Origin of the sequence: Chryseobacterium arachidis, assembly GCF_900129245.1 — a bacterium.
In the GTDB taxonomy this organism is placed as follows: domain Bacteria; phylum Bacteroidota; class Bacteroidia; order Flavobacteriales; family Weeksellaceae; genus Chryseobacterium; species Chryseobacterium arachidis.
In genome coordinates this window covers 73,225-94,245 of the sequence record NZ_FQUT01000001.1, presented here as the reverse complement: position 1 = coordinate 94,245, position 21,021 = coordinate 73,225, and the positions used below count along the sequence as shown (strand labels likewise).

At 35.1% G+C, this 21,021-nt stretch carries 24 protein-coding genes; 13 read left to right on the top strand and 11 right to left on the bottom strand.

All coding sequences use genetic code 11. The annotated features are described in order from the left end of the window. Nucleotides 1–2 precede the first annotated feature (2 nt). A complete protein-coding gene (locus BUA89_RS00465; protein WP_178362409.1) occupies nucleotides 3–1,385 on the bottom strand; it encodes a T9SS type A sorting domain-containing protein in 1,383 nt (460 codons plus the stop codon). A gap of 514 nt (nucleotides 1,386–1,899) precedes the next feature. Between BUA89_RS00465 and BUA89_RS00460 the strand changes: the two genes are divergently transcribed. From BUA89_RS00460 to BUA89_RS00445, 4 genes are read left to right on the top strand one after another with little or no spacing between them, the layout of a single operon-like run. Further along, complete coding sequence (locus BUA89_RS00460) at nucleotides 1,900–2,526, top strand: NUDIX hydrolase (protein WP_072952663.1); 627 nt, start codon at nucleotides 1,900–1,902, stop codon at nucleotides 2,524–2,526. A gap of 27 nt (nucleotides 2,527–2,553) precedes the next feature. Next, entirely contained in the window at nucleotides 2,554–3,360 is an 807-nt protein-coding gene (locus BUA89_RS00455) for a lysophospholipid acyltransferase family protein (RefSeq protein WP_072952662.1), read from the top strand. A gap of 12 nt (nucleotides 3,361–3,372) precedes the next feature. Then, nucleotides 3,373–3,810, top strand: a complete 438-nt coding sequence (locus BUA89_RS00450) for a hypothetical protein (RefSeq protein ID WP_072952661.1) — start codon at nucleotides 3,373–3,375, stop codon at nucleotides 3,808–3,810. A 6-nt stretch (nucleotides 3,811–3,816) separates the two neighbouring features. Beyond that, a complete protein-coding gene (locus BUA89_RS00445; RefSeq protein WP_072952660.1) occupies nucleotides 3,817–5,154 on the top strand; it encodes a UDP-N-acetylmuramate--L-alanine ligase in 1,338 nt (445 codons plus the stop codon). Between the two features lie 47 nt (nucleotides 5,155–5,201). Here the strand turns inward: BUA89_RS00445 and BUA89_RS00440 are convergent, their stop codons facing one another. The 3 genes from BUA89_RS00440 to BUA89_RS00430 form a co-directional block, all read right to left on the bottom strand. Beyond that, nucleotides 5,202–5,648, bottom strand: a complete 447-nt coding sequence (locus BUA89_RS00440) for a lipocalin family protein (RefSeq protein ID WP_072952659.1) — start codon at nucleotides 5,646–5,648, stop codon at nucleotides 5,202–5,204. 88 nt (nucleotides 5,649–5,736) lie between these two features. Further along, nucleotides 5,737–6,066: a RebB family R body protein gene (locus tag BUA89_RS00435; protein WP_072952658.1), complete on the bottom strand. Its 330-nt coding sequence runs from the start codon at nucleotides 6,064–6,066 to the stop codon at nucleotides 5,737–5,739. Nucleotides 6,067–6,175: 109 nt separating this feature from the next. After that, the gene (locus BUA89_RS00430) at nucleotides 6,176–7,051 is read right to left on the bottom strand and encodes an aldo/keto reductase (protein WP_072952657.1); all 876 of its coding nucleotides are present in this window, start codon (nucleotides 7,049–7,051) and stop codon (nucleotides 6,176–6,178) included. 201 nt (nucleotides 7,052–7,252) lie between these two features. Between BUA89_RS00430 and BUA89_RS00425 the strand changes: the two genes are divergently transcribed. Then, entirely contained in the window at nucleotides 7,253–8,848 is a 1,596-nt protein-coding gene (locus BUA89_RS00425) for a T9SS type A sorting domain-containing protein (RefSeq protein ID WP_072952656.1), read from the top strand. Between the two features lie 112 nt (nucleotides 8,849–8,960). Beyond that, the gene (locus BUA89_RS00420) at nucleotides 8,961–9,395 is read left to right on the top strand and encodes a GNAT family N-acetyltransferase (RefSeq protein WP_072952655.1); all 435 of its coding nucleotides are present in this window, start codon (nucleotides 8,961–8,963) and stop codon (nucleotides 9,393–9,395) included. A 192-nt stretch (nucleotides 9,396–9,587) separates the two neighbouring features. On the opposite strand, the gene BUA89_RS00415 is transcribed toward BUA89_RS00420, so the two are convergent. Next, complete coding sequence (locus BUA89_RS00415; protein ID WP_072952654.1) at nucleotides 9,588–10,505, bottom strand: LysR family transcriptional regulator; 918 nt, start codon at nucleotides 10,503–10,505, stop codon at nucleotides 9,588–9,590. Between the two features lie 293 nt (nucleotides 10,506–10,798). Between BUA89_RS00415 and BUA89_RS00410 the strand changes: the two genes are divergently transcribed. The 6 genes from BUA89_RS00410 to BUA89_RS00385 all read left to right on the top strand — a co-directional run bounded on the left by BUA89_RS00410 (nucleotide 10,799) and on the right by BUA89_RS00385 (nucleotide 15,471). After that, complete coding sequence (locus BUA89_RS00410; protein ID WP_072952653.1) at nucleotides 10,799–11,581, top strand: alpha/beta hydrolase; 783 nt, start codon at nucleotides 10,799–10,801, stop codon at nucleotides 11,579–11,581. Nucleotides 11,582–11,935: 354 nt separating this feature from the next. Then, nucleotides 11,936–12,550: an NAD(P)H-dependent oxidoreductase gene (locus BUA89_RS00405; RefSeq protein ID WP_072952652.1), complete on the top strand. Its 615-nt coding sequence runs from the start codon at nucleotides 11,936–11,938 to the stop codon at nucleotides 12,548–12,550. Further along, nucleotides 12,550–12,837, top strand: coding sequence for a putative quinol monooxygenase (locus BUA89_RS00400; protein ID WP_072952651.1), 288 nt, complete (start codon nucleotides 12,550–12,552; stop codon nucleotides 12,835–12,837). Before BUA89_RS00405 ends, BUA89_RS00400 begins: the two co-directional genes overlap by 1 nt. Before the next feature lie 143 nt (nucleotides 12,838–12,980). After that, complete coding sequence (locus tag BUA89_RS00395) at nucleotides 12,981–13,733, top strand: type 1 glutamine amidotransferase domain-containing protein (RefSeq protein ID WP_228420502.1); 753 nt, start codon at nucleotides 12,981–12,983, stop codon at nucleotides 13,731–13,733. 192 nt (nucleotides 13,734–13,925) lie between these two features. After that, nucleotides 13,926–14,909 carry an aldo/keto reductase gene (locus BUA89_RS00390; protein ID WP_072952650.1) on the top strand — a complete coding sequence of 328 codons (984 nt, stop codon included), beginning with the start codon at nucleotides 13,926–13,928 and terminating at the stop codon, nucleotides 14,907–14,909. 97 nt (nucleotides 14,910–15,006) lie between these two features. Then, the gene (locus BUA89_RS00385) at nucleotides 15,007–15,471 is read left to right on the top strand and encodes a PPC domain-containing DNA-binding protein (RefSeq protein ID WP_228420501.1); all 465 of its coding nucleotides are present in this window, start codon (nucleotides 15,007–15,009) and stop codon (nucleotides 15,469–15,471) included. Nucleotides 15,472–15,533: 62 nt separating this feature from the next. Here BUA89_RS00385 and BUA89_RS00380 read toward each other — a convergent pair whose 3' ends face one another. The 4 genes from BUA89_RS00380 to BUA89_RS00365 all read right to left on the bottom strand — a co-directional run bounded on the left by BUA89_RS00380 (nucleotide 15,534) and on the right by BUA89_RS00365 (nucleotide 17,562). After that, a complete protein-coding gene (locus BUA89_RS00380; protein ID WP_072952648.1) occupies nucleotides 15,534–15,977 on the bottom strand; it encodes a carboxymuconolactone decarboxylase family protein in 444 nt (147 codons plus the stop codon). 68 nt (nucleotides 15,978–16,045) lie between these two features. After that, a complete protein-coding gene (locus BUA89_RS00375; RefSeq protein WP_072952647.1) occupies nucleotides 16,046–16,489 on the bottom strand; it encodes a carboxymuconolactone decarboxylase family protein in 444 nt (147 codons plus the stop codon). A 5-nt stretch (nucleotides 16,490–16,494) separates the two neighbouring features. Continuing rightward, nucleotides 16,495–16,926, bottom strand: a complete 432-nt coding sequence (locus BUA89_RS00370; protein ID WP_072952646.1) for a DoxX family protein — start codon at nucleotides 16,924–16,926, stop codon at nucleotides 16,495–16,497. A gap of 63 nt (nucleotides 16,927–16,989) precedes the next feature. Further along, nucleotides 16,990–17,562 carry a Crp/Fnr family transcriptional regulator gene (locus BUA89_RS00365; protein WP_072952645.1) on the bottom strand — a complete coding sequence of 191 codons (573 nt, stop codon included), beginning with the start codon at nucleotides 17,560–17,562 and terminating at the stop codon, nucleotides 16,990–16,992. A gap of 65 nt (nucleotides 17,563–17,627) precedes the next feature. Here BUA89_RS00365 and BUA89_RS00360 point away from each other — a divergent pair, with 65 nt between their 5' ends. Then, nucleotides 17,628–17,993 (top strand): DUF1304 domain-containing protein, encoded by a 366-nt coding sequence (locus tag BUA89_RS00360; RefSeq protein ID WP_072952644.1) that lies wholly within the window; start codon nucleotides 17,628–17,630, stop codon nucleotides 17,991–17,993. 270 nt (nucleotides 17,994–18,263) lie between these two features. On the opposite strand, the gene BUA89_RS00355 is transcribed toward BUA89_RS00360, so the two are convergent. Both BUA89_RS00355 and BUA89_RS00350 read right to left on the bottom strand, forming a co-directional pair. Continuing rightward, nucleotides 18,264–18,731 carry a thioredoxin family protein gene (locus BUA89_RS00355; RefSeq protein ID WP_072952643.1) on the bottom strand — a complete coding sequence of 156 codons (468 nt, stop codon included), beginning with the start codon at nucleotides 18,729–18,731 and terminating at the stop codon, nucleotides 18,264–18,266. A gap of 150 nt (nucleotides 18,732–18,881) precedes the next feature. Continuing rightward, entirely contained in the window at nucleotides 18,882–20,951 is a 2,070-nt protein-coding gene (locus BUA89_RS00350; RefSeq protein WP_083531558.1) for a TonB-dependent receptor plug domain-containing protein, read from the bottom strand. Nucleotides 20,952–21,021: the final 70 nt, after the last annotated feature.

The following is a 21,021-nucleotide window of genomic DNA, read 5'->3' as shown; positions in this document are numbered from 1 at the left end:
TATTAATCAACAATTAGTTTGAACGTTTTGATAATTTTTCCGTTTTGTGTAAGAGTAACTAGGTATGAACTCTGGATCGGAAGGTGATGAACATATGAGCTGGCCGTATGGCTTATCTTTTCCAATTTAACCAACCTTCCACCAGCATCATAGATGGAGATTACCAGATTTTCCATCGGAGGGAAAACAATCGTAAAGTTTTGGTCTTTTTTAACAGGATTTGGATATAAAGAAATCTTTTCATAATCCAATGAAAGATCACTCTGGCTGTATTGGGTTTCAGTTCTCGGATTATGATTTCCGTCCGTAGGTTTTGAGTCTTTCAAAGGACTTACTGCAAAAGTAAAATGTGCCTTATTACCGGAATCAAAAGCATCAAGAAAATCTACCTTATTAAACAAAACATATTTTTCATTTTCAATTCCCGGAATTTTTTTGATTTCTCCATTATCTTTTTTAATCAGCATCCAATATGAAATAGGTAAAGATCTCGGATTAAGAGTTTCTTTGATAATTCTTACACTATAATCGGTTTTTTGAATTTTGCTTCCTATAAAATTGATTTCCCAATTCCTTTCCAGAATATCCAAATCTTTTTCATTTTTTAAAGACATACCGTTGTTGTCATCCGACCAGATCACAAAATTGTTATTCTCAATTGTAGTCGGATTTTCAAAATTAGTTCTTGATATAGTATTCATTCCGATTGCTAAAAACTGGTCAGCCTGATTAGACGATTGTTTTTGATACAATTCATTGGCTTCATCCCTACCTAATCCCGTGGATCGATTATGATACTCTTTATGCTTTTCAGGATCCCAAATCACTTTTCCATCACTTCCATAGTATTTTCCTTTCTCTAAAGAAATTCCATATTTAATGGAGAGATAGGAATGAAGTTTATTAAGTTCCATTGCTTTTACTTTCCTTGGAAAGAAAATCATCTCATACAAGTTTTGATCCTGAAATCTGATTTTTAAACTGTCGCTTTTCTTATTGTGAGGATCTGCAGTTCCGGTATAAGAAAAAATACTCGGTCTCTTACCAACCTCATTAATGATTTTACCTTTATTATAATGTGTATTACTTAAGGAAGTATTCTGGTCAGTATTTTCCCAAATAAGCTCATCCTCCATTGAAGTATGAACCAAGCTTAGCGTATGGCTTTTATTTTTGCTGTATTTAATGTATTTTTTAAGAGATTTACCCTTTATTCCACAGTGAAAATTCAACAAATTTTCATCCGGACACCGGGTTGCTTCACGAAGCGTAGAATTGGATTTCTCCCAAGGACCCGCATCCGAGCCAACTAATTGTGAATATGCAGAGAATGAAAATGAGAATACAATCATTGCGAAAATTCTCCTGTAGAAGATTTTAATCATAAAAAATTGTTTTGTAGCGGTTATTGAAATATAAAAAGAAGAGTAATACATTAAGTTAAAATTATGTCTGTTAATCAGCAATAACTCAACTCTTTAAAAGAAATTTATTTTGATTCATGGTTTAGTCATTATTTCCCAAATGTAAGAAAAAAATAATATCCAACATTAACATATATTAACTTATTTTATAATAGTATTCTTCTTAATTATCTTGATACAAATATCCTGACCCTTAGCGTCAAAACATGTCGTATTTTAATAATTTTCAAATATGTACAAACAAAATAATTCTTAATGTTTTCTTAGAGAGTTCTTCGACACTCCTTCGAAAAAAGTACCTTTTTTCCGAAGCCTATCCGAAGGTCTTCCGAAGAAGACCCGAAGAAATAAAGACTCAAATAAAAAAACTGAGTAAACAATATTTTACTTCGCAACTTCATACCCCACCTTACTTTTACATTTAATTAACATTTCACACTCTTCCATCCTTCAAAAGAAATTCCTAAATTTGAGAATGAGTTTTGGAAAAGATTTATTACGAAAAATAAAAACTGCGGAACTGCCAGGCATAAACGCTCACGGAATTTTCTCTCCGCCTGCACGGCCTGTTTTTACCTATGAAGAAGTTTTGGAGAAAAATCCGAAATTTGCAGCAGTCAACATTGTTTTGTATCTGAAAAATGATGAATGGCATTTCCCTTTAATTCAGAGAACGATTAACGAACATGACCGACACAGCGGGCAAATTTCCTTACCCGGCGGAAAACGTGAAGAAATGGATCAGGATTTTGCGGAGACAGCTGTTCGGGAAACGTCGGAAGAAATCGGAATCGAGAAACACTATGTGAGAATTATCCGGGAAATGTCGCCGATCTATATTCCGCCAAGCAATTTTTACGTATATCCTTATATTTCTTACACCAAAAAGAATCCGGAATTTATTTTACAGCAAAGCGAAGCAGTGGAAGTGATAGAATTTCCGATTACATGTTTTTTAAACCTTCCCGATCAGCCTGAAATTATGGCATTGCCAAGCGCAGGAGGAAATGAAGTACCGGTGATTAATTTCAACGGGTATATCATTTGGGGAGCTACAGCGATGATATTGAGCGAATTCAGTCAGTTGCTGAAAAAAATGTAACTTTGCAGTACCGTGTTTAATTGAGAGATGGCGAAGAAAAGTATTTTTACCGACGCGTTCGGAACTCCTTATTTTTTAAAAAGGTTAATTATTTTTATTTTGGGAGTTGTATCTTACCGAAGATTCAATGGCTTTAATAAATTAAAAATAACCGGAACCGAGCATCTTGTGGATCTTCCGGATTCCAATGTTCTGTTTGTATCCAACCATCAGACTTACTTTGCAGATGTGGCAGCCATGTATCATGCCTTCTGCTCTGTGAATAACGGATATTTAAATACCATAAAAAACCCGATCTATCTGCTGAATCCAAAGATCGATTTTTACTATGTAGCAGCAGAAGAAACCATGAATAAAGGGATTCTTCCTAAAATTTTTAAAATTGCAGGTGCCGTTACCGTAAAAAGAACCTGGAGAGCTGAAGGCAAAAATGTCAACAGAATGGTGGATATGAGCGAAGTGGACAATATTATGAAAGCTCTTGACAACGGCTGGGTAGCGACTTTCCCTCAGGGTACTACTTCTGCTTTTGCACAGGGACGAAGAGGAACGGCAAAACTGGTAAAAAACCAGCGCCCGATCGTAATCCCTATTAAAATCAACGGATTCCGAAGAGCGTTTGATAAAAAAGGACTCCGCGTAAAGGTAACAGGCGTAAAGCCTACCATGGAGTTCAAAGCACCGCTTGACATTGATTATGACAATGAAAAAGCACCTGAAATCCTGCATAAAATTATGACTGCCATAGAGCAGACAGAAGATTTCAACCTACTGCACCATTATGATGAAGAATTAAAAGCTAAAAAGTTAGAACAAAAAGACTCGGATAATTAAAGCAGAAAAATTATGAAAAGAATAATAGGTATCTTATTCGCCCTCATAGTATTAGTATCATGTAACAGCCAGAAAGCATATTCGGACTTTGATATCAGTTATTCAAAAAGCGGAGGTTTTGCACCAATCTATGAGAATCTACTCATCAAAGGAAACAATGCAATGTATTCTTTCGAAGGCCAGGGGAAAAAATACAAACAGGATTTTAAAATTACAGATGAAGATCTGAAAAAATTGGACCAGACACTTTCCCAAAACAATTTCAGAAGAATACAGGAAGATCATCAGAAGATATACGACAATATCACAACTTCTATTAACGTAAAAAAAGGTCCGAATGAAGGCAGTAAGACGGATGCCAGTGCAGTAATGCCCAATTTTAAAACCAACTGGACAAACATCACCTCTGCTTTTCAGGAACTCATTAATATTAATGTAAAAAAACAGTAAATACAATTGAAGACCCATTTCATCGCAATCGGCGGAAGCGCTATGCATAATCTTGCGATTGCATTAAAAGACAAAGGATATCAGGTAACAGGCTCGGATGATGCTATTTTCGAACCGTCAAAATCAAGGCTGGAAAAGAAAGGAATTTTACCCGAAGAAATGGGTTGGTTTCCGGAAAAAATTACGTCTGATATTGATGCTGTAATTCTCGGAATGCATGCTCATCAGGACAATCCTGAATTGGCAAGGGCAAAAGAACTGGGTTTAAAAATATATTCCTATCCTGAATTTCTGTATGAACAGTCAAAAGATAAAACAAGAGTTGTCATCGCTGGTTCTCATGGAAAAACGACGATCACTTCAATGATTCTTCACGTCTTGAATTTCCATCAGAAAGAAGTGGATTTTATGGTAGGAGCTCAGCTGGAAGGTTTCGATTGTATGGTTAAACTTTCTCAGGATAATGATTTTATGGTATTGGAGGGTGATGAATATCTTTCCTCTCCTATCGATTTGCGCTCGAAATTTTTATTATATCAACCGAATATCGCTTTATTAAGTGGAATTGCTTGGGATCATATCAATGTTTTTAAAACGTTTGATGATTATATTGAGCAGTTCAGAAAATTTGTTGCAAGCATCACCGCAGGCGGAGTTTTAGTATACAATGAAGAAGATGCTGAGGTGGTAAAAGTAGTGGAAGCAGCTGAAAATTATTTCAGAAAAATTCCTTATAAAACTCCCGAGTACGAAATTGTGAACGGAAAAGTTCATTTAAAAACTGAAATGGGCGATGTTCCGCTTTCTGTTTTTGGGGCCCACAATTTATTGAATCTTGAAGGGGCAAGACATATTTGTCACACATTGGGCATTATGGATGAAGATTTCTATGAAGCGATTATGAGTTTTAAAGGGGCTTCAAAACGTTTTGAAAAAGTTGAAAGAGAAGATAAAGGAACACTTTATAAAGATTTTGCGCACGCGCCGAGCAAGGTAAAAGCTGCAGTAAAAGCCTTTAACGAACAATTTAAAAAAGATAAAAAATACGGTTTCCTGGAATTGCATACTTATTCTAGCTTGAATCCTGTGTTTTTAGAACAATATGACCATGCAATGGATGGTTTGGATGAAGCGATCGTTTTCTATTCTGAAGATGCTTTAAAGATCAAAAGAATGGAACCTATTTCTCCTGAATTCATCAAAGAAAAATTCAAAAATGAAAATTTAAGAGTTTTCACAAACGCTGAAGAACTTCACGCTTACTGGGATTTGTTAGATAAAACACAAGGTGTTTTTCTGATGATGAGTTCCGGAAATTTTGGAGGACTGGATTTGACAAAATAATTTTATATATAAAACAAAACTCCTTTCGATTTGAAAGGAGTTTTTATTTAATTGATTCTTTTATAAAAACGTCTGAGTATATCTTTGATACCGTCACCGTCAAAATCTTGAGTTCTGTCTTCCATTACCATATCGCTTAAAGTAAGCTTAGTGACGAAATACGGATAATTTTCTTCGCCTTCATACCAAAATTTACCATTTCCTTTATCAAACATATATTTTCTTGCTACGGCATCTGTCTTCACGCAGGTGTTATTGCTTTGCGCAAAAGTAATCGACATTACATGAGACGGAGTAAATTCATGAGTGCTCATTTTCTCGCAGTCTGTTGAATAAAAAGTCTGGATCTGCGGATTTAATGATCTATATATTTCACTTTTCTCAATATACCATTTTCCGACGATTGCAGGCTTGTCTCCTGAATTTTGGACCTCATCATCGCTGCTACAAGAAATGATTGATAATAAAATAACCGAAAGAAATATTTTTCCCATAATTAATTTGAACTGATTTAAAATCAACAAAAATAAATCAATTAAATGAGATCATTTCTTTTTCAATGGTAAGTTTATTCATGCAAAATTACTCTTTTTTATCATTATTTTTAGAAGATGATTCCGCATTTCGACCATTGGGATTCATCATTTGCGCTATAGAAACTGCATCAGCAACTGTATCCAAACTATAAATTTGCATTACTCCCTGCGTTGTTGCAGCCTGTCCCAAAATATTCTGTTGATTTTGATTATTTACAGCATTTTCAAACATAATTCCTGTTGAATGTGCTGCTGTTTGGTATACATTCCCTAAAGCAATTGCCGGAGCTTCTCCCACAGCTTTCACGTTGGATTGAGTTACAGCATCCGTAATTTGTTCATTTACTGATGTTGATTTTTTGTCTTTGTTTTCCATGGTTTAACATTTTAAATTTGATGATTAAAGTTAAGCTTTATTTTACATTAATGCCACAAAAAAAGAAGCAATAATTCATTGCTTCTTAATCATTTATATATTGAAAAAATTAAATATCCGCCACAGCCTTCAACATTTTCTCTTCCCAGACCGGATCTTTCGGATCGAAGAACAGTCTTTTTCCTGTATCTAGAGAACGAACAACATTCATTTCGTCTTCTGTCAGTTCAAAATCAAAAACATTGAAATTTTCTTCAATTCTGGAAGGTGTTACCGATTTCGGAATCACGCAGAAACCTTCCTGTAAATGCCATCTCAAGATAACCTGAGCAACTGTTTTATGATATTTTGCGGCAATAGTTTTTAGTTCTGAATTATCCAATAAACCAGCATTTCCGTTTCCAAGAGGGCTCCAAGGCTGTGTAACGATATTGTTTTCTCTGTTATAAACCTGAAGTTCTTTTTGCTGAAAAATCGGGTGCAATTCAATCTGGTTGATGACTGGTAAAACCGTTGAATTCGCTTTCAGCTCTTCCATTTTCTCAATTGTAAAATTGCAGACACCAATTGCCCTGATTTTTCCTTCATGGTATAATTCTTCCAGCGCTTTCCAAGCCCCAACAAAGTCAGAGTAAGGCCAATGAATAAGATACATATCCAGATAATCCAGCTGTAATCTGTCCAATGTTCTCTGGAAAGCTCCTTTCGCCTTCTCATACACTGTATCCTGAACCCAAAGTTTTGAAGTCACAAACAAATCTTCTCTGTTTACTCCACTATTTTTGATAGCATTTCCGACAGCTGTTTCATTTTGGTAAATCGAAGCTGTATCGATCATTCTGTATCCCGTTTCAATCGCTTTGATAACCGCATTTTCACACTCCTGCAAATCTTCCATCTGCCAAACACCAAAACCCAGTGCAGGAATATCAACTCCGTTGTTTAATGTAATTACAGGTTGTCCTGCATATGTCTTTTGCCCCATATCAATAATATTTTGTTTATTTTTTAATTTAAAGTAAGACAAATTTCCGATAAAATTTTGAAATTCTTGCTTACCAATTTTACTTAAGATTTTATTTTTAATTACATATTTTACTTTTTTATAATTGTTGCTATTACATAAATAATAAAGGGTTTTTCATTTATAAATTATATATTTGCGCCTCTAATTCAATAAAAAACCATGAAATTAAATTACAAGAAAATGCTGCCTTTTATAGGTATTCTGTGTTCAAACGCTATTATCGCACAAGCTCCAGCCATAGAATGGCAAAAATCTTTAGGAGGAACAGGAGATGAATCCGCGAGCTCTATCATTCAAACTTCAGATGGTGGTTTTATGATCGCCGGAAGTTCTAATTCAAATAATGGTAATGTAACCGGAAATCACGGAAGTTTTGATTACTGGCTTTTAAAATTAAGTTCAACAGGAAATCTTCAATGGCAAAAATCTTTGGGAGGAACAGGAAACGATTATGCAAGTTCTGCCATTCAGACGGGTGATGGTGATTATGTGGTTGCCGGAACTACTGATTCAAACAATGGAGATGTGTCAGGAAATCATGGGCTTACAGATGGCTGGATTTTAAAATTAAATTCTGATGCAGGAGTTATTTATTGGAAAAAAACTTTTGGTGGGACAAATTATGACGTCATTAATGAAATAATCCCAACAACAGACGGCGGGTATATCTTTGCAGGAAACTCTTCTTCAAACAATGGAGATGTTCCGGGAAATAACGGCTATGTAGATTATTGGATCGTGAAAGTAAATGCCGATGGAAATGTTCAGTGGAAAAAAAATTTAGGAGGAACAGGAGACGACAGAGCCACTTCTATTACTCAAACCAACGATGGTGGATATGTAGTAGCAGGATATGCCGAAAATAACAATGGTGATGTAACCGGAAACCACGGGGGAAAAGATTATTGGATATTGAAATTAAATACTGACGGTGGCGTTATTTATTGGAAAAAATCTTTAGGAGGATCACATCAAGATTTAGCGAGGTCTATTGTAAAAACTTCTGATGGAGGATATATTGTAGCAGGTCATGCTTTTTCTAATGATGGAGACGTAACAGGAAATCACGACGGAACAGATGCATGGATTGTAAAATTAAATTCTGACGGAAATATTCAGTGGCAAAAAGCTTTAGGAGGAACTAAAGTAGATGAAGCATATTCTATAATTCAAACTACCGATGGTGGATATTTGGCTGTAGGACATACAACTTCAAACGACGGTCAGGTCGTAGGTTATCATTCCCCTTCAAATACAGGTGGTGGAGAAGCCCCTCTTTCTTACGATTATTGGGCTGTAAAATTAAGCGCTACAGGAAATCTTTTATGGCAAAAATGTTTAGGAGGCTCAGGAAGTGAAAGCGCTAATTCTGTTATTCAAACAGCAGACGGTGGTTACGTTATTGCAGGAAGTTCAAATTCAAACAATGGCGATGTAACAGGAAATCATGGAAGCGATGATGTTTGGATTGTAAAACTGGCTCCTGATAATATACTTGCAACCAGTGAAGTAACAGAAGATATAAAGTTTAATATCTTCCCAAATCCCGCAAAAGAAAGTCTTAATGTAAGACTTGATTATTTTACGCCGACTATGAAGATTACAATTACTGATGTTTTAGGAAGAACAATTCATACTCAGAAATTGGACGGATTAACTACAAAAATAAATACCAGCAACCTTGAAAAAGGAATTTATTTCTTAAACCTAACTGGAGGTAAAGAAAATATAAGCAAAAAATTCATTAAAGAATAGTTTTATATTACAATTCCATTTACAATAAAACCCGCATTTCTTGTGCGGGTTTGCTATTCATTATTTCTAAAGTTTATTCTTATTTCTTACTTTTATAAAAATTTTAAAGATAATGTCGCACTCAATTAGACTCGCCACATCAGAGGATTATCCAAGAATTATGGAAATTTGGGAATCTGCAGTGAAAGCAACTCACGATTTCTTAGCCGAAGAAGATTTTAATTATTTTAAAGAAGCAATTCCAAGAGATTATTTGCCCAATCTTGAAGTTTATTTAATTACTGAAAATGAAAACCCGAAAGGTTTTGCATCCGTTGCGGAAGGAAATCTGGAAATGCTTTTCATTCATAATGATGCGCGTGGAAAAGGTCTTGGCAAAGAATTATATCACTTCATGAAGGAAAAAACCAATTTAACAAAAGTTGATGTGAATGAACAAAATTTACAGGCTATCGGGTTTTATGAAAAATTTGGTTTCAAACAAATCGGAAGATCCGAAAAAGATGGCTCCGGAAAAGATTATCCCATTATTCACATGAGTCTATAATCAATATAAACGTTTTTTACTAAACTAAAAGATTGCCATTCTGAATGAAATAAAGAATCTCTAAAAGTAATTTGAGCTTCTTTGAACTCCGTTCGCATCCCTCCAGGCTGTGTCAGAATGACAGTTAAGATCTCCAACTTGCACACAACATCTGTGTAAATCAGTAAAATCTGTGGGGTAAAAAAGAAAAAATTAAACCATCAAAGTCTCATCCTTACTCATCACTTTTCTGAATAAACTTTTGATATGATCAATTTCTTCAGCATAATTGGTCTTCTTTCTGAATCCGAAATATAATGTATTTTCTAACTTTTTCTCACCTTGCCAAATCAGTTTTACCTCGCCGCTTTCAATTTCATTTTTGCATAAAAAATCCGGAACAACAGCCAATCCTGTACCCCCTTTCAGACATCGGATGATTGAATTTAAATTCGGAACGATATAATTCGGACGGAAATTCGGCTTATGCCCAAAATTCAGGATCCAAAACTGGAAAAGATGCTCCATATCTCCCGTTGTACCGTACCATTTTTCCTGTTTCAGCCATTCTTCCACATGCTCCAGACCTTTTGTGGCCACTACTTCATTGAAGCTTTCGGTGTCTACATTTTTACCCCCGACTAAAATAATCTGCTCTGAAGAAAACGGTTCATGTAAAATATTAGGCGAAGTCCCTTTTTTAGGGGTAATAATTAAATCTAAAATCCCTTTATCCAACTGATCCAGCATTTCAGGATATTCACCGAAACTAATAATCAAATTAAAAGGCAAGGTCGAAACATACTGTTCCAAAGTCGTCTGAAACGTCTCAAAACACATTCCCACACTTATTGTCGGTGTGTGTTTTTCTGTAGATTTTTGGAAGTTCTTTTCAACATCTTCCAGTTTTGTCAACGGTTCAGAAACCGCATTGAACAACACTTTTCCTCTTTCCGTCGGAATCATTTTCCTTCCGGTTCTGTCGAATAATTTATATCCTACGTACGCTTCCAAAGAACTTAAATGAAGACTCACTCCCGGCTGGGAAATAAACAGTGAATCTGCAGCTCCGGTCAACGTTCCGGTTTTATAAATAGCTTTAAAAGTTCTGTACCATTCAAGATTTACCATGATGTTAATTTGTGAATTATAAATTGTCAAATTGTTCCGGAGCGAATTTGCATTAAAGCTTCTGTTTTAATTTGCAGAAAATTCATCGCTCATTCATTATATTTCTAATGCAAAATTATAAAATAATCATCATTATAATAATTAAAAAATATTAAGTCACGTGTTACATGTTTCAAAAAAATACAGAAAGGAAAAAAGTACAATAAATACGAACTTTTATGTATTTTTTCAAAACACTGACCTCTATATCTTTGCCATAGAATTTTAACAATAACAATCTTAAATTCAACATAATGAAAAAATCATCAGTTTTAAAATCGCTTGGATCAATTTTATCCATATTATTTATTTTAGCAATAACCGTTTCAAATGTTTCTGCGCAATCACAAAAAGTAATCAAAAATGTAGTATTGGTACATGGTGCTTTCGTAGACGGATCCGGTTATAGAGGAATCTATGATATTCTGAATAAAAAAGGATACAATGTTACGGTTGTTCAAAATCCTCTAAGTTCTTTAGCAGATGATGTGGATGCGACAAAAGCTGCACTCGACAGACAAGATGGGCCAACCTTATTAGTTGGACATTCCTACGGCGGCAGTGTTATTACCGAAGCCGGGGATCACCCCAATGTTGCAGCACTGATTTATGTAGCCGCATTCCAGTTAGACAAAGGAGAATCTGCACTGGATTGGGCAAAAACAGAACCCGGTTCTCCTAAAAACGGGATTTTACCCGCCGACGAAAAAGGAATTCTTTATTATGACAAAGATAAATTTCATGATGGATTTGCTGCAGATCTTCCGAAAGAACAGACAGATTTCATGTATGCTTCGCAAGGCCGTTTCGCAGCAGCAGCATTGGATGCAAAAGTAACCAAAGCTCCTTGGAAAACAAAGCCGTCCTACGGAATTGTAGCCACTCAGGACGAAGCGATATTACCTTCTATCCAGCGTAAAATGTATAAAAAAGGAAACGCTAAAATCACTGAGATCAAAGGAAGTCATGCAGTCTTTATTTCCCATCCGCAGGAGGTTGCTGATGTTATCATCAAAGCTTCGAAAGATGTAAAATAATATTTAATAACACCCGTTGTACATTTTGCGAAATTTTGTTATTAGATCCGTCAGTTTTAGTGTTTTTTCGTAACAAGGTGAAGAAAAAATGTATTAAGAACAAATTGATCTTCAAAATTAAAAACTTTCGATACGATTTTTTTCAATAATCTACTCAAATTGACGAAAAACAAATCAAAATGGACAACGGATTTAATAAAAGAAAATCTACAAGCTGTTTCAATTATGAGACAGCTTTTTCTATTTAATAAAATTTAATTATCACTATTCTGATAACTAACTATAATTCATATTATTTTTATTATACAATCTACGGTTATAACTTTGCATCGTAAAATTTAACATCATACAACAATGAAAAAAGTATTAATCATCAACGGCGGACAAAATTTCGGACATTCCGGAGGAAAGTATAATCAGACAATTGCAGAAAATACATTGGAAGTCTTGAAAAGCTTCGAAAATGTAGAGGTAAAAATTACCAACGTAAGCGACACCTATGACAGACACGAAGAAGTTCAGAAGTTTGTTTGGGCAGATTACATTATTTATCACACTCCAATCTGGTGGTTTCAATTACCAAACGGATTGAAAAAATATATTGATGAAGTTTTCACCGCCGGTCATGCCAAAGGAATTTATATGAGTGACGGCAGAACTGCGGAAAATCCTAAAATCAATTACGGAACAGGAGGAATGCTGAAAGGCAGAAAATATATGTTGACTACAAGCTGGAACGCTCCTGAAACGGCTTTCACGCTTCCAGGAGAATTCTTCAACGAAACAAGTGTGGATAACGGACCACTATTTGGTTTTCACAGAATGAATGCCTTCGTCTCATTAGAAAAAATGGAAAGTTTCCACTTTCATGATGTAGAGAAAAACGCCAATATTGAACGGGATATGAAATTATACAGAGAACATTTAACAAATGTTTTTGAAAAAGAATTAAAACCACAATTAGTCTAATGAAAATTTATTTAACAGCCATTATCAAAGCAAAAGAAGAGCACAGAACAGAAGTTTTGGAAGTTCTTCAAAATATGGTAAAAGAAACCGTGAAGGAAGAAGCCAACGAATTATACACGCTTCACCAGGGCATTGAAGATAAAAATCAATTTGTTTTCTATGAAATCTGGAAAAGCAAAGATGGTTTGGAGCAACACAATCAACAGCCTTACATTCAGGCTTTCGGAGCTTTGATTGATGAAAAACTACAGGAAAAACCGCAGATTTATTTAACTGAAATTATTTAACATTAAACCATTAAGAAAATTAAGAAGTTAAGATATATTAAGAAAAATCAATAGATTCTTTTAGGCATACCACTTAAAGCATCGCTAATTCTTAATACTCTAAATTCCTTAAATAAACCTTAATGGTTAGAAAATTATTAAATATGAAAAAAATAGCATTTTTATTACTGACAATCTTCACGATAGGATTTATTCAGGCACAAACCAAAAAATCTAAAAATATGAACAAGAAAATTTTATTCGTCGTGACGAGCCATGACAAAAAAGGTGACACCGGCGAGGAAACAGGATATTATCTTGGCGAGGTTTCGCATCCCTGGGAAGTTCTTCACAAAGCAGGCTACGAAATCGATTTTGTAAGCCCGAAAGGCGGAACTCCACCTGTTGACGGTTTTGATTTGAAAGATCCTGTCAACAAAGAATTCTGGGAAAATAAAGAATATAAAAATAAAATCGATCATTCTTTAAAACCTTCAGAAGTTAATCCAAATGACTACTCTACTATATTTTATGCCGGAGGTCATGGTGCGATGTGGGATTTTGCAGACAATACACAACTATCAACCATTGCTTCAAAAATTTACGAAAACGGAGGAATTGTTGCCGGAGTTTGTCACGGTCCGGCAGGTTTGGTGAATATTAAACTGAATAACGGTAAATATTTGGTAGACGGTAAAAAAATCAATGCCTTTACCAATGAAGAGGAAGCTGAAGTGAAATTAACGAAGGTTGTTCCTTTCCTTCTGGAAGATAAACTGAAAGAAAGAGGGGCAAAATTTGAAAAATCGGGGCTTTGGCAGAATCATGTCGTGAGTGACCAAAGAGTGATCACCGGACAAAATCCTCAATCGGCAAAAAGTGTTGGTGAGGCTATTTTAAAAGAATTGAACAAATAAAATTTTCAACCACAAAAGTCACAAAAGACACTCATAATTCAATCATAAAAAGTTAAAATTATTCTTTTGACTAGAGCATAAAGTTTTCTAAAAATCTTTGAATTTCTTCTTATGTGATCTTATGTTTTTCATAGTGTAAGCTTAAAAAATTAAACTTTTTGTGACTTTTATGGTTAAATAAATTAAAACAAAATGGAATATAGAAAATTAGGAAACACCGATCTGGAACTTTCAGTGATTACTCACGGAGCCTTTGCCATCGGTGGAAATATGTGGGGCGGAAATGAAAAACAGGATTCTGTCAATTCAATTCACGCATCTTTGGATCACGGGGTAACATCCATTGATACCGCACCATTTTACGGGTTCGGATTGAGTGAAGAAATGATCGGAGAAGCCATTAAAGGAAAGGACCGCTCGAAAATTCAGCTGCTGACAAAATTTGGGCTGGTTTGGGACGGAAGTAATGACGGGAAAGGAGAATTTTTCTTTGATGCAGAGGAAAATGGTAAAAAAATTCCGGTTTATAAATTTGCTTCCAAGGAAAATATCATCAAGGAAGTCGAGGAAAGCTTAAAAAGATTGGGAACAGATTATATCGATCTTTTGCAATTGCACTGGCCGGATTCCACAACGCCAATCAATGAAACGATGGAAGCTTTGGAATTGTTGATTAAACAGGGAAAAATAAGAACAGCAGGTGTGAGCAATTATTCTGTTCAACAAATGGAAGAAGCGAATAAAACGGTAAAACTATCGAGCAATCAGGTTTCATACAGTATGCTGAACCGTGCGATTGAAAATGATCTGGTTCCTTATTCTTTGGAAAATAATTCAGGAATTATCGTATACAGTCCGATGGAAAGAGGATTATTGACCGGAAAATATTTTAAAGATAATAAACTCAAAGAAAATGATCACAGAAACGGATATTTTTCGCAGTTTGATTTAAATAAAGTAAAAAATTTTTTAGATAAAATTGAACCGATTGCTCAGGAAAAAGGAGTGAGTCTTTCTCAACTCGTTTTACGTTGGACTACTTTGCAGCCAGCGATTACAGTTGTTTTAGCAGGAGCAAGAAACGCTCAGCAAGCCATTGAAAATGCCAAGGCAATGTCTTTCGATTTATCTCAGGAAGAATTTAATTTTATTAATTCTTCTTTAAAAGAAATTTAGGATCATCAACTTGGTGCAAAATTTTCATTATTTAATTTAAATATCATTGATTATGAATGTATTGAAAAACATTTTTATCGTCTTAATAATTCTGATAATGAACAATTTAACAGCACAACAAAAAGATAACTGCCGCTACATCAAAACTCCGACAGGCTATTTAATGGTTCTTCGGCAAGGTGATGATGTGATTGCCAACATTGAAAATTTAGCAAAATCCGAAAAAATTCCTTCTGCAAGTTTTACAGGAATCGGTTTTGCTTCGGATGTCACTTTTGGATTTTATGATTTTAATGCTAAAAAATTCGATCCCAAAACTTTTAATAAAGTAGAGATGGGCAGCCTTACCGGTTCGATTGCCTGGAATGATCAAGACCCATCCATCCATGTTCACGGTGTTGCGACGGACGATAAATTCAATGCATATGGCGGACATATTTTGTCTCTTCGCGTTGGAACGGGCTCGATGGAAATTTACATCAACGTTAATGACCAAAAATTAGAACGGAAAGTTGAACAGCCTTTAAATGCTAATGTCTTGCAGCTAAACTGCCAAAAATAACAAAGCGCTTCTCCATATTGAGAGGCGCTTTGCGTAAATAACTTTTTAAACAAATAACAGATTTATTTACCGATCGGCATGTGCGTTGAAATTGCAATTCTGTTCCACATATTGATAGAAATGGCTGCCATGATAATATCCACCAGCTGTTTTTCGTTGAAAATTCCTTTGGCCTGCTGATACGTTTCTTCCGAAAGCCCTTTATCACTGATTAAGGTAATTTCTTCAGCAATCGTTAAAATAATCTGCTCTTCAAGGCTGAACAGTTCTTTCGAATCTCTCCATGCATTCAGAAGAAAAATTCTTTGGGGAGTTTCACCATATTTCAGAGCATCTTTGGTATGCATATCGAGACAGAAGGCACAGCCATTGATCTGTGAAGTTCTGATTTTAATTAATTCTTTTTGAATCGGGCTTAAAAAACTATCCTGAAGAGCAGTTTCCATTCCAATTCCCGCTTTATAAGAGGCAGCGTTTGTCGTTGCCATGTTGAATCTTGCACTCATAATCGTATATTTTTGTGAATTTGTTTTGTTAAGAATTTCTTTTTATCGTTAATTAATTTTGACCAGAATTATTTCCCGATTTCCATGTGGGAAGCTTTTGCAATTCTGTTCCACATATTGATCGCAACTGCCGCCATAATGATTTGAGAAATCTGGGTTTCATCGAACAGCTTCTTTGCTTTTTCATACGTTTCTTCTGTCAGTCCTTTCTGGTTGATCAGCGTAATTTCCTCTGTAATCATCAAAATAACCTGCTCTTCTTCCGTAAAAAATTCTTTCGCGTCTCTCCAGGCATTCAGAATAAAAATTCTCTGTGGAGTTTCACCATGCTTCAGGGCATCTTTGGTATGCATATCCAGACAGAACGCACATCCGTTGATCTGTGAAGATCTGATTTTAATTAATTCTTTCTGAATCGGATCTAAAAAGCTGTTCTGAAGAGCCATTTCTATTCCTATTCCCGCTTTGTAAGCTGCAGGGTGAAGCGTTGTCCAGTTGAATCTTGCGCTCATAATACTTAATTTTTTTTAGTTAATGTATCTAGTGAATAATTATAATTTTGTTGTGATGCTAAAAGAAATGCAGCCGCACTTCCAATCCAGACCGAATAATCTAAAGGAGCTTTTGCCCCTAAAGCGATCGTCATCGATAAGGCAAAAGTCAGCAATAAAAATCCTGTTCCATAAGCTGCTAATCTGGTTTTGAAACCTAAAATCAACATCAAAGAAAAAAGGATTTCCAAAAAAGTTGCGGTGTATGCAGAAAAAGTACTTAAGCTTTCAGGAAGAAAATAGGTAAGCTGTTCCGTATATTTTTCGAAATTCCCCCAGTTTCCCCAGGCAGAATTTTCACCCCAAAATCCGAACCGGTCTGCAACGGCAGAAAGCATCGTAGCTGAAATGGCAAGTCTTAAAAATAATTGCGGATACTGAACTTTTTCTTGTGCCATGATGTTTGCTTTTAATTACATGACAAAGTTCAGCATATAGAATCTTAAAAATCTTAAACTGGTTTAAGAACGTAATTTTGCCCGTATTTCACTTAAATATTCCGGAGTGAAACCTAAAAAGGAAGCAATCAAATATTGCGGGATTCTCTGAATAAACCAAGGATATAATGTACTGAAATTGATATACAATTCTTCTCTGGTCATTTCATAAAGATAGCGAATTCGCCTTTCAGAAGCTGCATAAGCTCTCTGATAAATCATTCTGAAATAACGCTCCATCACCGGATGTTTTTTCAGTAATTCTTCCTGGGTCTGAAGATTTATTTCTAAGATGATCGATTTTTCAACCGCCTGAATACAAAAATCAGTCTTGATCTGCCTTTCATAAGCAAAAGTATCGGTCATCCACCAGTTTTCTATTGCAAATTCAGTAGTTTGTTCTACTCCCTTTTCATTAACGAAAAATTTTCTCAGACAACCTTTTACCACAAAAAACATTGATCTGCAAACTTCCTGGCTTAGTATCAAATCCTGCTTTTTTTTAACCTCTCTAACCTCAAAAAAAGATAACACCGAAGTAAATTCTTCGTCACTGATCGTTATAAATTTGTCTAAATGTGCCTTGAAAGTTTCCATTTTTGAAATTGAGTATTCAAACTTAACTTTATTTTTTTAGTTTTACAATGACAAAACAGTAAATCATGGAAATCGTTGCCAAAATTTTAATTGCTGCTGTAGCCATCGAACATCTTTATATTCTCTGGATGGAAATGTTTGCATGGGAAACCAAAGGAAAAGAAGTTTTTAAATCTGCGTTACCTGCTGAACTATTTAAACCAACCAAAGGTTTAGCAGCCAATCAGGGATTGTATAACGGGTTCTTATCAGCCGGATTAGTATGGTCCTTCCTGATTGAAGATGAGAAATGGCAAACGAATATCGCTCTATTCTTCCTGGGATGTGTTGCTGTGGCAGGAATTTACGGTGCTGTTTCTGCGACAAAGAAAATCTTTTTCGTTCAGGCTTTGCCGGCGATTTTGGCGATTGGTGCGGTGCTTTTGAAATAGTATTTTATTATATCCCCGTAGATTTTGAGGATTACGTAGATGCTGATGTTATATTTTTTTAGAAGCAATTCCCTCTTTCGCGACTCGCTTTTTCCTGATTAGGCTCGGCGGCTTCGCCGCCGAGCCTAATCAGGAAAAGAGCTTAAACATACCGCTCAATCGGGGCTAAGATTTAAGTCATCCATCTAAGTATTTGAAAAATATTTACAACTTTAGGGGAATAAATTAAAAAACTAAAGATTAAAAAAAGATCTGCGAAATCCACTAAAATTAAAAATTTAAAATCGCATTAAGTCTCCGTTTTATTTCCTCAGCTTTAAATATCCCTTCATGATATTCAATCAAATTCTGATTTTTATCCAAAATAATCCACAACGGATAAACAGGCTGTTTTTTATTTTTAGACAACGCCAGAACCAACTCATGAATTCCGGAATTCCCATTCGATAAGTACTCAAATTCTTTTCCCTGAAAACGGATTTTCTCTTTTGTTTTTTCCGCTTCAAAATTGATGAAGTAAAAATTGTCATTAATCAACTGAGCTAATTCTTTATCTTTATTTAATTCAAAGGACTCAATCTTGCAAACCGAACACCAACTCGTATAAATATGAATAATAATCGGCTTCGGATTTTCTTTTTGCCCAATTTCCAAGTCCGAAAAAGTGCCTGTCTTTATCTGCGAAAGACAAAAACACGGCACCAACATTAAAAATAAAAATATCGTTAAAGTTTTCATTCTTTATATTTTTTCAACCACAAAAGAGACAAAAGATTTTTGAAACCTTTTTAGATAATTAAAAGCAAACAAAGTTTGAAATTTAAGTTTTGTAAACTTTTTAAAATCTTTTTTCCAATCATTTCTTTTGTTTCTTTTGCGGTAAAATCATTATTTCAAAGTATATTTCACACCCAAAAAGCCTCTTATTTTCTGCATCGGCGCATATCCGTAAGTCGTATCAAAAGTATAATGTTTCGGATTATTAATCGGATCATCCACATTTTTATCAAACGGATCAAAGGGGCGCATCAAAGGATCTTTTGGTGTGAAATTGAACAGATTTTTGATTCCGCAATACACCTCAAATCCCGATTTGAAACTCTTCGAAACCTGAACATTTGCCAAAGAATAAAACGGAGAATATTCAGAGCGGTAATCATTTGGCAAAACTGGTAACCTCATCGGTCCGTAAAATTGTCCGGTAAAATCTATTGTTAAATTACTTGGAAATTTATACGTTAGATTGTAAGTTCCGCTCCATTTCGGGGCATGAAGCTGCTGTGATTTTTCATTTTCACCATCAAATTTCTGATAAACATCCAGGTATGTCACTCCTAAATTGATACTCAATGGAAAACTAAAGTTATAATCTACATTCAGAGAAGCTCCTCTGGAAATTCCATAACCGTGGAGATTATCGTAAATGATCTTTTCAGGATCAGTATCAAAATCACCGACAATTTTATTACTGAAATAGGTGTAAAAAGCAGAAGCATCCAAATTAATCAACTTATCTCCGACAGGAATTTTCCAGACATAATTTAAATTTCCGTTAATTGATTTTTCTGGTTTTAAATTGGATTGAATCACAACTTCACGAGAACCCGTCAACGCTGCATGATCTTCCGTAAATAAATTTACCACACGGAAACCCGTTCCAAAATTGAAATGTAATGTATGATAAGGATTCGGCGAAAACTTCCACGCAAAACGTGGTGAATGCACAGTATGATGAATTTTATCATAATCAAATCTGTAACCGAGCAACAAAGTATTTTTCTCGTTAATTTCCCACTGATCCTGAATAAACGCTCCGAAAATCGGTGACTTCATCGGCTCATTTATGAGTCCGTCTGAAGACAGAGTTCCGGGTGTATTGTCGTCATAAAAAGTTCGTTTGAAAGTCGCTCCTACAATTAAATCGTGTTTTCCCAATTTTTTATCCCAATACGTTTGTGTAAAAGCCACTTTCTGGGTCGCCACAAAAGGATTATTTCCATAGAAAGAATTCTGATCATGGAAATTGTAAGAGAACTGAGTAATTATATTTTCCTTCAAAGGCCATTGATAAACGCCAAAAGCTTCTACTCTATTCGTATAAATACTTTCTCCGTAGACCTCATCACTGCCACGATACGATTTATTCCACTGCATTTCTCCGCCAAAACGGTCTTCATATAAATATCTTAATGCAAAACTTGCCAGTCGGTTTTCTTTTCGTTGAAAATTCCATTTATTAAAGATGGAAATCCTGTTCTGCAAAGCAGCATCCGTAAAGTTGTCTTTATTATAATCAAATCTTTTTTCGTAATTGAAATAATTCAAACTTAATAAGGAAGCGGCATTTTTACCCAGATTAAATTTTGTGGAAAAATCAAGGTTATTTTCACTCCAGGTGGTGGTCATCAGATCAACACTTAATTTCGGAGCGGTCAAAGCATTTTTAGTAATGATATTAATAACTCCTCCCATCGCTTCAGAACCGTAAATGGATGAAGCCGGACCTTTTACGACTTCAATTCTATCGACCAGACTATTTGGAATACCACTCAGTCCGTAAACGGTTGAAAGTGAACTTACAATTGGCATTCCGTCAATCAGAATCATCGTATAAGGGCCTTCCAAGCCGTTGATGTGAATATCTCCCGTATTACAAACCGAACAGTTCAGCTGAGGTTTTACTCCGTTTACCATAGAAATGGCTTCAAAAATATTCGGAGTCGGGTTTTTCTGGAAAAATTTCTGGCTGTAAATTTCCACCGCAACAGGACTTTTCGATTTACTGATTGGTTTTATGGTTCCTGTAATCACAACATCGTCAATATCTTTCGTCTTCATTTTTCTATCTGAAATTTTAACTGAATCCATTTTCTTTGATGGCTTTAGATGCAAACTATCAGTTTCTTGTGAAAAACAATATCCGGAAAAAAAGAGGGCAGAAAATAATATTCGCTTCATGAAATTAAAATTGTTAGACAAAGCTAACAATTATTTTTAGAATAGAAAAACTAATTATAATGTGTTTATA

Coding starts and splice junctions, on each gene's coding strand:
- BUA89_RS00465 (WP_178362409.1), bottom strand. CDS start 1,385: ATGATTAAAATCTTCTACAGGAGAATTTTCGCAATGATTGTATTCTCA.
- BUA89_RS00460 (WP_072952663.1), top strand. CDS start 1,900: ATGAGTTTTGGAAAAGATTTATTACGAAAAATAAAAACTGCGGAACTG.
- BUA89_RS00455 (WP_072952662.1), top strand. CDS start 2,554: ATGGCGAAGAAAAGTATTTTTACCGACGCGTTCGGAACTCCTTATTTT.
- BUA89_RS00450 (WP_072952661.1), top strand. CDS start 3,373: ATGAAAAGAATAATAGGTATCTTATTCGCCCTCATAGTATTAGTATCA.
- BUA89_RS00440 (WP_072952659.1), bottom strand. CDS start 5,648: ATGGGAAAAATATTTCTTTCGGTTATTTTATTATCAATCATTTCTTGT.
- BUA89_RS00435 (WP_072952658.1), bottom strand. CDS start 6,066: ATGGAAAACAAAGACAAAAAATCAACATCAGTAAATGAACAAATTACG.
- BUA89_RS00430 (WP_072952657.1), bottom strand. CDS start 7,051: ATGGGGCAAAAGACATATGCAGGACAACCTGTAATTACATTAAACAAC.
- BUA89_RS00425 (WP_072952656.1), top strand. CDS start 7,253: ATGAAATTAAATTACAAGAAAATGCTGCCTTTTATAGGTATTCTGTGT.
- BUA89_RS00420 (WP_072952655.1), top strand. CDS start 8,961: ATGTCGCACTCAATTAGACTCGCCACATCAGAGGATTATCCAAGAATT.
- BUA89_RS00415 (WP_072952654.1), bottom strand. CDS start 10,505: ATGGTAAATCTTGAATGGTACAGAACTTTTAAAGCTATTTATAAAACC.
- BUA89_RS00410 (WP_072952653.1), top strand. CDS start 10,799: ATGAAAAAATCATCAGTTTTAAAATCGCTTGGATCAATTTTATCCATA.
- BUA89_RS00405 (WP_072952652.1), top strand. CDS start 11,936: ATGAAAAAAGTATTAATCATCAACGGCGGACAAAATTTCGGACATTCC.
- BUA89_RS00400 (WP_072952651.1), top strand. CDS start 12,550: ATGAAAATTTATTTAACAGCCATTATCAAAGCAAAAGAAGAGCACAGA.
- BUA89_RS00395 (WP_228420502.1), top strand. CDS start 12,981: ATGAAAAAAATAGCATTTTTATTACTGACAATCTTCACGATAGGATTT.
- BUA89_RS00390 (WP_072952650.1), top strand. CDS start 13,926: ATGGAATATAGAAAATTAGGAAACACCGATCTGGAACTTTCAGTGATT.
- BUA89_RS00385 (WP_228420501.1), top strand. CDS start 15,007: ATGAACAATTTAACAGCACAACAAAAAGATAACTGCCGCTACATCAAA.
- BUA89_RS00380 (WP_072952648.1), bottom strand. CDS start 15,977: ATGAGTGCAAGATTCAACATGGCAACGACAAACGCTGCCTCTTATAAA.
- BUA89_RS00375 (WP_072952647.1), bottom strand. CDS start 16,489: ATGAGCGCAAGATTCAACTGGACAACGCTTCACCCTGCAGCTTACAAA.
- BUA89_RS00370 (WP_072952646.1), bottom strand. CDS start 16,926: ATGGCACAAGAAAAAGTTCAGTATCCGCAATTATTTTTAAGACTTGCC.
- BUA89_RS00365 (WP_072952645.1), bottom strand. CDS start 17,562: ATGGAAACTTTCAAGGCACATTTAGACAAATTTATAACGATCAGTGAC.
- BUA89_RS00360 (WP_072952644.1), top strand. CDS start 17,628: ATGGAAATCGTTGCCAAAATTTTAATTGCTGCTGTAGCCATCGAACAT.
- BUA89_RS00355 (WP_072952643.1), bottom strand. CDS start 18,731: ATGAAAACTTTAACGATATTTTTATTTTTAATGTTGGTGCCGTGTTTT.
- BUA89_RS00350 (WP_083531558.1), bottom strand. CDS start 20,951: ATGAAGCGAATATTATTTTCTGCCCTCTTTTTTTCCGGATATTGTTTT.